Here is an 11,854-nt window from a genome sequence, read left to right on the forward strand (position 1 = left end):
CACCTTTAATCAAAGAACTTTTTCAAAAAATTCTTAATGCCTTTATCTTTATTTTGATTATTATTTTTTTGTTTACTTTGCGATTTTTTGTCTCGCTTCAGCATCTCATGTCTATTATATTCTTCTTTTACTTTGGTTTCACTAGCAGCTGCCGGTCTTTTTGATTTTTTTAAATTCTCAGGAGTCGGCTCATCATCTGTTTGCCCAAGCAAACTCTTGCCATAAATTGCACTAATAACCAAAAAGTCAATATCAGACATTCTATACGAATAGTTAACAATACCATAAGCGGCAGAATATACTGGATTACGCATCCCAATCTGATCTGGTTGATAAATCCGTGTCTTTACTCCTAAAGCCTTGGCAACAATGTTATCAATTCCCTGAAGCAGGCTATTGCCGCCAGTGATAATAATACCGCCTGGCAATTTTAAGGCATCATGCTTATTTAAGCCCTTACCAATGCGTTCAATGGTCTGCATCAGCCGTGCATTAATGATATTGCTCAAGTATACTTCATCAACCATTTGCTGACCATCAGTGCCAACACTGTTAACGGCAAACTTGTCTTTTGTTGATGCCAATTCCGGATCGGCATAGCCATAGTCTAACTTGATTTGTTCTGCATCCTTTTTGGAAGTGCTCAGGACAACTGAAATATCATTGCTGATATCGCTGCCGCCTTCAAAGTCAATATTTGCATACTTGATCTGACCGTCATGAATAACAGTGGCAGTGGTCACACCGCCGCCCAAATCAAGAATAATTGAACCAAAAGTACGTTCACTTTCATCAAGAGCAACACTTGCAATAGCCAGAGGGGTTGGCACAAAGAAATTGTTCTGGTAGCCAGCGCGTTCAATTGCCTTTTTAATATTATGCAAAGGACTAGCTGGTGCAGTCAGTAAAATTCCTTGAACTGCAAGGGAGTGGGCAATCATCTTGCGCGGATCATCAACCTCAGTTTTACCATCAATCAAAAATCGGCTTGGTAAAAAAGCAATTGGTTCACGCTCATTTTTAACTGCGGACTTAACTGCAGCTCGCAAAACACGTTTAACATCACTATTGCCAACTTCTTGACCGTTATCACTAACATTAATCAAATCACTGGCTGTTTCTAGTTGCAAGAGTCCAACAGGTATCCCCGTAACTACGCTATAAATCCGTGCATTTGTCTTATCGGCAATTTCTTTTAATGCACGACTAATTGCACTCGCCGTCTCATCAATATCAATGATATTACCATGTCGCATGCCCTTATTAGGAATTGCAACTGCGCCGATTACCTTACCGGAATCAGCAACTACTGCTTTCACACTCGTAGTACCTATATCAAGGCCTACTAATAAATTTGAATTGTCCAAAATTAACCCCCCATCGATACGCATTAGTAAGTTTTAGCAAAACTCTAATCAAGTTTATGATATGCCATAAGCCTTCTTCTCACTTGTTGTGAGCGGTCTACTAAAAACTCCTACTTCTAAATCAATTAAACTATTTTTCTTTACTTTAGATTTGATTTCATTATAGTACTTTATTTTATCTTTGAGAGTAGAAACATTTCCTGTAATCACATTGCCATCTTTCATTACAAAAATGACTTGTGATTTACGTCTAGTATTACCACTTAATAATTTTATTTGTTCCTGAAAATCACTAGGTAAACTATTAAATAATAAAAGATCTTGTTTTAAAGAAACCTTATGACTATAACCTACAAAAATTGGCTTATCATGATCTACCATATTCCACGGCAAAAGCCTTGTACCTAGTTTACCATGCGAAAGAATTTTACGGTACCTATTATCTGTTTTAATATAACTAATTGTTTTAAATTCATTGATATGCAAAACCAATTGATTGAAATTTTTAACAGTAAACCAAACGTTTTTAACTTCTGTGTATTTATTAGTTAGTTTGTGATTAACTGCTGCTTGCTTTAAAAAGTAGTCGCAAACCTTGTCACTCGACTTAATTCCTGATATTGCAACTACTTCTTTAGCTGGCAAATCATCACCACCAGTCACTTGTACACTTCTAATGTTAGCAAGCGGTGAAATATAATAGCCCAGTCCAATGATTGCGAATAGAGCAATCCCAACAATTAAGCCTAATCGTCTAATCAGCGCTGATTTCCGTTCACTATGCAAGTGATTAAGCGAGGCAGAGACCTTATTTTTATGTTGCTGATGTTTGTTCTGGTCAGCTTGATAATCCAAATAATGATCTAACTTTTCTTTAGGATCAATCTTAGTTATCCGTTTTTTCGACATCTGCCTCACCTCCCTTATTCATTACTTGACAATCGACTGCATAACCTTAATTACCTGATCGGAAGCATCAGAAACACCCAGCTTCTTTGATGACTCACTCATTTCATTTGCATATTTTGTATCGAGCAAAATATGATCGATTGAAGATACAAAACTATTAGTATTTAAATCATCTTCCGCAATCACCAGTGCTGCACCTGCCTTTTCCAAGTCAGTTGCATTTTTCATCTGGTGATTATGCGTAACATTAGGGCTAGGAATTAAAATTGCGGGAACACCCAATGCCGTAAATTCCGCAATACTTGTAGCGCCAGAACGTGAAATCACACAAGTCATTTCTGGCAAGACTGCAGGCATATCTTTAATATATGGCAAGACTTTAATGTTATTACCGTAATCAATTCCCTGCAATTTTTCTTGAACTTTATCAAAATACAAAGTTCCCGTTGCCCATACAATTTGATATGGTTTGTCTTTCAATTTCAATAATGACTGCAGCATTACCCGATTAATTGCCAAGGCACCACGTGAACCGCCAAAGACAAGAACAGTCGGAATTTTAGGATTAAAATTCCATTCACTTTCTAAGTTAACATGTTGCTCATTTAAGCCCAAGACCTGCTGTGAACGCGGATTACCAGTTTTAACTAGCTTTTTCTTTTCTGAAAATTGCGTGGCAGCATCATCAAAGCTGTAACAAATCTTGTCAACATAATGACCCAAGAACTTATTGGCCACTCCAACAACCGAATTAGATTCGTGAATCATTGTTGGAATCCCCATTTTTGCAGCTTCATAAACGATTGCACCACTGACATAGCCGCCTGTGCCTAAAACAACGTCCGGCTTAAATTCCTGCAGGATTTTTTTAGCACGTTTAGTTGCCTTAAGGAACATATTAATAGTACTGAAGTTTTTTAACAAATGTTTACGATTAAAACCTTGAATTTCAATTGTTTTAAAATTAACTCCAGCTGCCGGAACAATTTTCGATTCTAGTCCGCGCTCAGTACCAACAAATAAAATTTCATCATTTGTCGCAAGCTGCCGTTCCTTCAGCCGCTCAATAATTGCCATAATTGGGTAAATGTGGCCGCCTGTACCGCCACCAGTAAAAATAACTCTCATTTTATTTTGTCTTTAAATCCTTAACAAACTTGATAAAGTAATCGCCGCGCTCTTCAAAGGTTCTAAATTGATCCCAAGAAGCACATGCAGGTGAAAACAGTAAAACATCGCCAGCCGTAGTCAGTTCATATGCCTTAGGAACCGCTTCTTGCAAGGTGTTTTCAATTACAATCTGCTTAATACCAGCCTTGCGAGCGGCATCAGCTAGTAAATACCGCGTTTCGCCATAAAGCACGATTGCTTTAACATGCTTTTTAAACAGCGGCACTAACGAATCAAAGGTAAAGCCACGGTCAAGGCCACCAGCAATCAAAACCTCTGGTTCCGTAAATGATGGAATTGCGACCGTTGCAGCTTCAATATTAGTTGACTTAGAATCGTTGTAAATTTTACGGTCATCCAAAGTCATCACATATTGCAGCCGGTGTTTTGCACCAGTGAAAGTTGTTAAGACCTCCTGAATGTCTTCATCATCTGCACCCATTAACTTGCTAATTGCAATTGCAACCAGAGCGTTCTGCTGGTTGTGGACCCCTGGCAACTTCATTTCACTTGTCTTAATAATCTTATCTGTCTGGCTCTGTAAATAGCCGTCAGCAATAAAATAATCGGCAGTCCGATCTGTCTCCGAAAAAGTTTGAATATGGGCTTTAGTAATTGCCTTTTCTTGGGCCAAAATCTCTGGTTGATCCAAATTAGCAATGAAGTAATTAGCAGCAGACTGAGTTCTTGTAACGTTCAGTTTGGCACTAACATAATTGGCAAAGGTTTTATGATAATCCAGGTGGACATTATGATAAATATCAACGACTGCTGCTACACGTGGATCAATGTCAGTTACACCCAATAATTGAAAGCTAGACATTTCAACGACAAGAATATCATCTTTAGTTGCCTTAGTGACTACCTCAGAAATCGGTACGCCAATATTACCTACGGCATAGGCATGATGACCATTTTTAGTTAAATGATGATCCAAAATTTGCTGCGTCAGCATTACTGTTGTTGTTTTACCATTTGATCCAGTAACACAGACATACGGTGCTTCACTGACACTTAATGCAATTTCGGGCTCTGTAATAATTGGTACTTCTAATTCGGCTGCTTTTTGAACCATCGGATTTTCGTATGGAATACCCGGATTTTTAACCAAATAATCAAAGTGTTCTTGGTCAAACAATTCAGTTGGATGGTGGCCGCCAATTACCCGAACCCCCATCTTTACCAATTCCTGTGCATGTTCATTTTGGTCTAAGTCTGTCTTGTCATTTAAAGTCAGCTTTGCACCGAGTTTAAGCAATAACGTACTTACTGCAAAACCGCTCTTCCCAAGACCCAAAACCAAAATGTTTTTATTCTTATACGTGTCAATCTGTTTCATTTTTACTATCTTAACCCCAGATTACTAAATACAAAATACTGCCGATTAGTCCTACCAGCCAGAAAACAGTATCGACTTTCCATTCTGACCAACCTAACATTTCAAAATGATGGTGGACAGGTGTCATCTTAAAAATTCGTTTTCCCGTTGTTTGGAACGAAATTACCTGCAAAATAACGCTGGCAGTTTCACAAACAAACACAATACCAACTAAAAGCAGCGACCATGGTCTATTTAAAAAGACGCTGACAGCAGCAAGTCCACCGCCCAAGGCAAGTGAACCAGCATCACCCATGAAAATTTTAGCCGGCTTATGATTGAAAATAAAGAACGAAATCAAGCCGCCAATTACACTCATACAGAAAATCAAAATAGCAAAGTTCTTCTGCTTAAAGGCAAGATAAGCATATGTGCCATAAGCAACTATTGATAGTCCTGTTGCTAGACCATCAAGACCATCCGAAAGGTTAACCGCATTAGAGAAGCCAACCAACCAAAAAATGACAAACAGCGTAAACAAAATCACATTGGTAATGACACCAAAGAACGGAATAAACAAATTAAATTTAAAGTTATCTGTTGCTGCAATCCAAACAATAACTACGGCAATCAAAATTTGTAACAACAATTTTTGCCATGCCCGTAAACCTAGATTACGCTTATAAAAGAGCTTAATGCCGTCATCCAAAAAGCCGATAATGCCATAGCCTAAAAGACTGATGACTAAAATCCAAATGGTTTTATTAACGCTATGTTGCCAAGCCGCAACCCAGATTGAAGAAATGGCTGCTGCTAAGACAAAAATAACGCCACCCATTGTTGGGGTACCAGATTTTTTCTGATGCCATTTTGGACCCTCATCTCGAATTTCTTGACCCTCGTGGTGTGACCGCATAAAAATAATCATCCACGGCAAAAAGATTGCCGTTAAAACTAATGAACTAACTAATGCAATGATGCTAGTAATGAGCATATTGTGTTTACTCCTTTAAATTAATTACAATTTTGGTTTTGGACTTGAGCTTGGTCTTGGGGGCAATACTCTGCTTATCGACAGTACCACTACCTGAGATCTTCAGCTTAACACCAGTTAATTCCGCAAATTGCCGCAAATCATCTAGTGTCCAGCCTTTCATATCAGGACAGACAATCTTGCCTGAAGTCAAAACAAACATTCGCTTGCCAGACTGTTCTTTTTGACCCTTAGCATATGACTGAGCAGTAATTTTATCACCTGTGCCAATTTTAACAATTCTCAAGCCTACTCGTTGTACTTCCTGCTCAGCAGCCGAATAAGTAAGACCTTTCAAATCGGGAACTTTAACTACGGTTGAATTATCTTGATCGTTTTTCGCCATTAAGATAATTTGCCGCATCATTGGCTTAAAAATTGATGACAAAATAGTTTCTGCTGGTTTACTCATCTGCCGTGGCTGCTTCAATGTGATATAAATGCAGTAACGTGGATGCTTGGCTGGGGTGACGCCAACGACTGAAAAAGTATAGTTGCTGTCGCCCTTTAAGTAGCCGCCGCCTTTAGGATTAGCAATCTGGGCTGTCCCCGTTTTGACAGCAATACTTGCATTATCCATCTTGTATGCATAACCCGTACCAATTCGTTTGTTAAGTACTCGCCGCATATTGGCTAAGACTGTTTTGGCTGTCGCTGCGGAATACACGGGCTGACCCACATTTTTAATTTGGTAACCAGTAATTGTCTTACCATCAGGGTTCGTTACTTTTTCAACAAATTGCGGCTTTACCATTTGACCATCATTTGCCAAACTGCTGAATGCCTGCATCATTTGCATCACATTAACATTGACCCCTTGGCCAAAGCTAGTTACTGCTTGATCGATCGGCGACTTGAAGGCTAATAGTCCCACTTGTTCACCTGGTAGAGTGACACCGGTCTTTTGCCCAATATGGAACTTGCGCAAATATTTACGCCACGTTTTGGCACCCATCTGTTGTTCAATATGAACAAATCCCGTATTACTTGAACGCGGAAAGGCTTGTGAAAACGGAATGCTGCCCCAACCAGAAGTTTGCCAGTCGTGAATTGTCGACCCACTAACAGTAACTGATCCAGAATTATAGTACTGATACGGATGATAATTACCACTATTAACTGCGGCCGACAAGGTCAAGACCTTGAAAACTGAACCAGGCTCATATGTATCTTGAACCAAAATATCGCGATATGACTTGGACATTCCCTTCTTAGTCTGCGGATTAAACGTCGGTCGCTGTGATGCGGCAAGCACCTTACCCGTTTTCATATCTTCAACAACCGCTGTCATTGAAACAGGGTTATAAGTCTTCTGCACATAAGTTAGACGATCTTCCAAGTAATCCTGCAGCTGCGAATCAATCGTTAAGTAAAGATTATCACCATTTTTGGGTGCCTGATAATCCTGTGTACTATTCGGTGTTTGGTAATTAGAAGCATCAACTGACGAAATCCGGTACCCATCTTTACCAGTCAACAAGTCATCATACCAAGCTTCCAAGCCCATTGTACCCGTCAGATTTTCTGAGTTCGTTTTCTTATTATATTTTGGCGTTGCAATCCCAACAACGTGTGAAGCAAAGTTACCATTAGGATACAGTCGCGCCGGCGTCTCAAAGAATTTAATCCCCGGCAGCCTCATCTGCTCAATTTTACTTTTATCTTCTTTAGTTAAGCCGCTGCCCGCAGCGCCAAATTGCACTTGAAAAGCTGTATGCGCAGGATTTAGATAATGCAAAATTGTATCTGCCGAAAGTGGTAAAACCTTAGCTAATTTTTCTGCAGTCTTTTCTTTATTAACTACATATTCAGGCTTATTGTGATAATTAATCGAAGTCTTATCCAAAATCGCATACACAGTATATAAATGTGAGTCTTGAGCAACCGCCAAGCCATTACGATCATAAATTGTGCCGCGATTAGCCTTTAATACCTCATTACGCTTATATAATTGCTCTGTACGTTGGCTTAAATTCTCACCACTAACCTTCTGCGAGATACCAATATATAAAAATCTACCTGTAAATACAAGAAAAACCAAAGCTACAGCTACTTGGAGAAATCTCCCTACTGTGAAGCGGTAGCTGTGGGCTTTGGATTTTTGTAATCTTAAATTACTAATGCGTTTTTTCATTAGTGAATAGTCCTAATATTCTTTTCAATCAGAGTTAATCCCTTACTACGTGCGATCTTATTCATCCGCGCACTTGAAGTTAACTCACCTATTTCTTGATGTAAATCACTGACTTGACTTTGTTTCTTAGCAACTGACTGTTGCACGTTGGTGAGTTCATGTTGAGCTGAAGTAGCAGAAATACTAGAAGAAACTAACAGGGTCATCAAACCTAAAGTTATTAAGGTTCCCAATACAAGCAGAGATTTTTCAAAAGCAGACCAAGTAACGCGGCGGTGGTCAAGCACCATTCGCTGCTGAGTTTCTGTTTCCGTTTGCTTATTAGGATTAAACTCTATTTTTCTCGCTAAATTATCAGCCATCTTTTTTCCTCTTTACAATTTTTCCGCAACTCGCAATTTTGCACTGTGTGAGCGGTTATTGTCATCTAACTCTTTATCTGAGGCAACGATCGGCTTGCGATTAACCAAACGAAGCGTTGGCTTCATACTGTCTGGTATCATTGGCATTCCGCGCGGTACCTCAACCTCAGAATATTTTTTAAAGATATTTTTAACGATCTTGTCTTCGTCAGACTGAAAGGTAATTACACTAATTCTGCCATTAGGCTTCAAAAGTTTAATGGCTTCCTCAAGTGATTCTCTAAGAACATCAAGCTCATGATTAACAGCCACACGTAATGCCTGAAAAGTCTTTTTAGCTGGATGTCCTCCCGTTCGTCTTGCATATGCCGGGATTGCTTCCTTAATCAAATCCACCAATTCAAATGTTGTTTCAACTGGCTTAATTTGTCTTCTTTCAACGATTTTACGGGCAATTTGACGTGAGAATTTTTCATCGCCATATTTGTACAAGATAGCTGCCAAGTCCTTTTGACTTGAATTGTTCACTAATTGGTAAGCATCAAGGGTCTGGCTTTGATCCATCCGCATATCTAATCGAGCATCAAAGCGGTATGAAAAGCCGCGTCCTGCTTGATCAAACTGAGGTGAAGAGACACCTAAATCATAGTAAATTCCGTCAATGCCATCTGTATAACCCAGCTCAACCAGGTTCTTTTGCAAATGACTGAAATTGTCGTGAACTAACTCTAACCTAGGATTACTGTTAGCCTGCAATAAATCAGTAAAGTTTAACTTAGCCGATTTTATTGCGTATTCATCTTGATCAAAACCAATCAATGTTCCACATTCAAGCTTACTTAACAGGTAGCTTGCGTGTCCGCCACCGCCAAAAGTTGCATCTACGTAAAGACCATCGTTTTTTGGTTTTAAATTATCTATTGTTTCGTGTAAGAGTACACTGGTGTGTTTGAATTCCATAATTTATAGTTCAATATCGTCCAAATCTTCTGCAATATCATCATAATTTTCGTTCGCTTCATCACTGAAGTTCTCCCAGCGCTGCTGAGACCAAATTTCAATTCGATCAGAAACGCCAACGATGACACATTCTTTAGTCAGGTTTGCGTGCTTCTTCAATGTTGTGGTCAGATTGACACGCCCCTGCTTATCGAATTCGCATTCCATCGCACCAGAGTAAAACAAACGCGTAAAACTACGCGCATTTCTCTTAGTCAACGGAAGTTGCGCTAACTTGGCTTCCATTTTCTGCCATGCCTCGGTGGTATAGCCGAAAATACAGCCTTCCATTCCGCGAGTGAATACCATTTTCTCACCAATCTGTTCCCGCAAACGAGCCGGTATAATTAGCCGCCCTTTGCTGTCAAGATTGTGATGATATTCACCCATGAACATGGTCTAGCCCCCTTCCAATGAATAATTTACCACACTTCACCACTTTCTACCACAATTTCCCCAAAAAAGTCCGTTATTTAATTATTAAATTAATTTAAAGCAAAAAAAGGCTAAAATCCATTGAATTCTAGCCTTTTTATCAGATATTAATTTTTTAAAATTAGTGGGGATTAAATCATCATTACCAGCAAACCGAGATACCAAAAAATACTGCAAACGGTTAAATAATTCCAAATTTGGTATAGTGTTTTTCCAAGTGAAATATTTTTATTTTTAATTGCCTCACTAACGGCAACAATAATTACCAAAATAAAGAAGACAAAAAAGCCGTATGGCAGAAAACTTGGTCTTTTTTCTACCTTTGTAATAAAATAACATGCCAAAATCAAAAAGAGTGGCAAGACATCATAACCGCGAAATTGTGCCTTAGGAAAAAATCTGTTCAGGACAAACGCTAAAGCCAAACCGGCAAGCGGCAATAAAAAGACAAAAAGCATGATAATTCCTCCATTACTTATTTTATCTTACTACGTAATTGAAAAAAACTCCTAATAAGAATAAAATATTGTTCAAACAAGGAGGTCAACCAATGGCACGGAGAAAGAAGAAAAAATCAGGATTTCAAAAGTTAACTATTATAATGGCATGGCTGATGGCATTCATCACTTTAGCAGCAATCGTTGCTCAAGTAGCAATCGTATTGGTTAACAACGGTACATTCGGTTAAAAACAAAAGCGTGAGAATTTTCTCACGCTTTTTTAGTGTTGATAATTATCTAAATTAACCATAAACGGATAATTTCGTGCTAACCGTCCCCAAATTGAATACGATAAAATCACAAAAAGAAACGACCAAGCTAATGTCGGCAATAAACTAAAGAGCATCGCCTTAGGTGAAACAGCAATTATGCCAACAACATTCAATATCAGCCAATTATAGACACAAATAAGAACAACTCCAAGTAAAACTGCGAGTGATCTTGCCCAAAAGACTTCCGGTAAAAATCTTGCTGATTTCTGCAAGAGCCAAGTTACCACTGGTAAAATAACCGCATACGCACCAATAATACCAAAGAAATAAATATCGGCAACAATACCTGCTCCCAAAGCCAGCCAAATTTCCTTACCATTTAAATCATCAAATAAGGCAATTAGCATCATACCAATTGGCATGATTAAACAGGCTGCATCACCGTAAGCCATGAATTGATGCAAAAATAATGCCAAACTGCCGTCAAGTACCAAAGCTACATATAAGGCAAAAGCCAAAATAAACTTGCGCCAAGACCGCATTAGTCTTCCACCTTTCTCCTGATGACCGTTACGACAGAAGGATCATTTAACTCACCTGCTGGCGTAATTTTAATCAAATCGGATAAGCCAAAGGAATCATGAGTTGTTCGGGCAATTGTCCCAACTAAAAGTCCCTTAGGAGAATTGCCGCCCATTCCGCTAGTATAAATTTTGGTTCCTTGCTTTAACTTATTGCTATCAAGTGCCTGCGTAAAGGCCAAAGAATTATTGCCAACTACGGTAATAATGCCATGAACCTTTTTGCCATTAGTTGCTGTCGCCTCAACTGCAAACCGATTAGCAGCCTTATCGCTAGTTGTAATTAATTCAACCTTGGAAGAAGCTGCACTGACTTCGACAATCCTGCCGATTACGCCCCCGCCGCTCATCACGGCCATATTCTTACGTAATCCAGATGTTGTTCCCTTATTGATTACCAATAAATCTGACCAATTATCAGGCGACCGTGAAATAACTGAGGCATTGATTAAGTCATAGTCAGTTAATGTTCCCTTAATCTTTAAGGCTGACTTCAATTGCTTATTTTCAGCTTCTAAGGTTTCATTGCGTGCTTTAGTCTGCTCTAAATCAGTTACCTTACTCTTTAAATAATTATTTTCATTCTGTGTATTCAGCAGTTCATTAACGTTGCTTAATCCTCCAGAAACCAGACTGATCGGAAAGTCAACCACTCTAGTCCCGACTGCTACAACATCATTACCTAAGCTTTGAATGATTAGCGGCGTATTGCGTTTATTACGTAAATGAACACTGATACCCAACACAGAAAAAATAGCAATAATAACAACACATACCGTTAATAATTTTTTATTCTGTAGAAATTTTTTCATATGGGATTGATCCTAAAAGAAA

The 11,854-nt window shown here is 38.8% G+C and carries 13 protein-coding genes; 1 reads left to right on the top strand and 12 read right to left on the bottom strand.

The features are described 5' to 3' along the window. Positions 1–5: 5 nt before the first annotated feature. The 10 genes from ftsA to PT278_RS01865 all read right to left on the bottom strand — a co-directional run bounded on the left by ftsA (position 6) and on the right by PT278_RS01865 (position 10,185). On the bottom strand, positions 6–1,367 hold the full coding sequence (gene ftsA / locus PT278_RS01820) for a cell division protein FtsA (RefSeq protein ID WP_277129744.1): 1,362 nt from the start codon (positions 1,365–1,367) through the stop codon (positions 6–8). A 54-nt stretch (positions 1,368–1,421) separates the two neighbouring features. Then, the gene (locus PT278_RS01825) at positions 1,422–2,276 is read right to left on the bottom strand and encodes a cell division protein FtsQ/DivIB (protein ID WP_277129745.1); all 855 of its coding nucleotides are present in this window, start codon (positions 2,274–2,276) and stop codon (positions 1,422–1,424) included. A gap of 21 nt (positions 2,277–2,297) precedes the next feature. Then, on the bottom strand, positions 2,298–3,404 hold the full coding sequence (gene murG / locus PT278_RS01830; RefSeq protein WP_277129746.1) for an undecaprenyldiphospho-muramoylpentapeptide beta-N-acetylglucosaminyltransferase: 1,107 nt from the start codon (positions 3,402–3,404) through the stop codon (positions 2,298–2,300). A 1-nt stretch (position 3,405) separates the two neighbouring features. Continuing rightward, the gene (gene murD, locus PT278_RS01835; protein WP_277129747.1) at positions 3,406–4,785 is read right to left on the bottom strand and encodes a UDP-N-acetylmuramoyl-L-alanine--D-glutamate ligase; all 1,380 of its coding nucleotides are present in this window, start codon (positions 4,783–4,785) and stop codon (positions 3,406–3,408) included. A gap of 10 nt (positions 4,786–4,795) precedes the next feature. Continuing rightward, on the bottom strand, positions 4,796–5,758 hold the full coding sequence (gene mraY, locus PT278_RS01840) for a phospho-N-acetylmuramoyl-pentapeptide-transferase (protein ID WP_277129749.1): 963 nt from the start codon (positions 5,756–5,758) through the stop codon (positions 4,796–4,798). Between the two features lie 7 nt (positions 5,759–5,765). Beyond that, a complete protein-coding gene (locus tag PT278_RS01845) occupies positions 5,766–7,931 on the bottom strand; it encodes a penicillin-binding transpeptidase domain-containing protein (RefSeq protein WP_277129750.1) in 2,166 nt (721 codons plus the stop codon). Next, positions 7,931–8,293, bottom strand: coding sequence for a cell division protein FtsL (gene ftsL, locus PT278_RS01850; RefSeq protein ID WP_277129751.1), 363 nt, complete (start codon positions 8,291–8,293; stop codon positions 7,931–7,933). The genes PT278_RS01845 and ftsL overlap by 1 nt, the downstream gene beginning before the upstream one ends. Before the next feature lie 12 nt (positions 8,294–8,305). Continuing rightward, entirely contained in the window at positions 8,306–9,253 is a 948-nt protein-coding gene (gene rsmH / locus PT278_RS01855; RefSeq protein WP_277129752.1) for a 16S rRNA (cytosine(1402)-N(4))-methyltransferase RsmH, read from the bottom strand. Positions 9,254–9,256: 3 nt separating this feature from the next. Further along, positions 9,257–9,688 carry a division/cell wall cluster transcriptional repressor MraZ gene (mraZ, locus tag PT278_RS01860; protein WP_277129753.1) on the bottom strand — a complete coding sequence of 144 codons (432 nt, stop codon included), beginning with the start codon at positions 9,686–9,688 and terminating at the stop codon, positions 9,257–9,259. A 170-nt stretch (positions 9,689–9,858) separates the two neighbouring features. Further along, positions 9,859–10,185, bottom strand: a complete 327-nt coding sequence (locus tag PT278_RS01865) for a DUF3397 domain-containing protein (protein ID WP_277129754.1) — start codon at positions 10,183–10,185, stop codon at positions 9,859–9,861. A 92-nt stretch (positions 10,186–10,277) separates the two neighbouring features. Here PT278_RS01865 and PT278_RS01870 point away from each other — a divergent pair, with 92 nt between their 5' ends. Continuing rightward, complete coding sequence (locus tag PT278_RS01870; RefSeq protein WP_277129755.1) at positions 10,278–10,415, top strand: DUF4044 domain-containing protein; 138 nt, start codon at positions 10,278–10,280, stop codon at positions 10,413–10,415. A gap of 32 nt (positions 10,416–10,447) precedes the next feature. Here PT278_RS01870 and mreD read toward each other — a convergent pair whose 3' ends face one another. Together mreD and mreC are read right to left on the bottom strand one after the other, a co-directional pair. Continuing rightward, positions 10,448–10,981: a rod shape-determining protein MreD gene (mreD, locus tag PT278_RS01875; protein WP_277129756.1), complete on the bottom strand. Its 534-nt coding sequence runs from the start codon at positions 10,979–10,981 to the stop codon at positions 10,448–10,450. Beyond that, positions 10,981–11,832: a rod shape-determining protein MreC gene (gene mreC / locus PT278_RS01880; RefSeq protein ID WP_277129757.1), complete on the bottom strand. Its 852-nt coding sequence runs from the start codon at positions 11,830–11,832 to the stop codon at positions 10,981–10,983. The genes mreD and mreC overlap by 1 nt, the downstream gene beginning before the upstream one ends. Positions 11,833–11,854: the final 22 nt, after the last annotated feature.

Source organism: Lactobacillus sp. ESL0703, from assembly GCF_029433435.1.
Taxonomy (GTDB): domain Bacteria; phylum Bacillota; class Bacilli; order Lactobacillales; family Lactobacillaceae; genus Lactobacillus.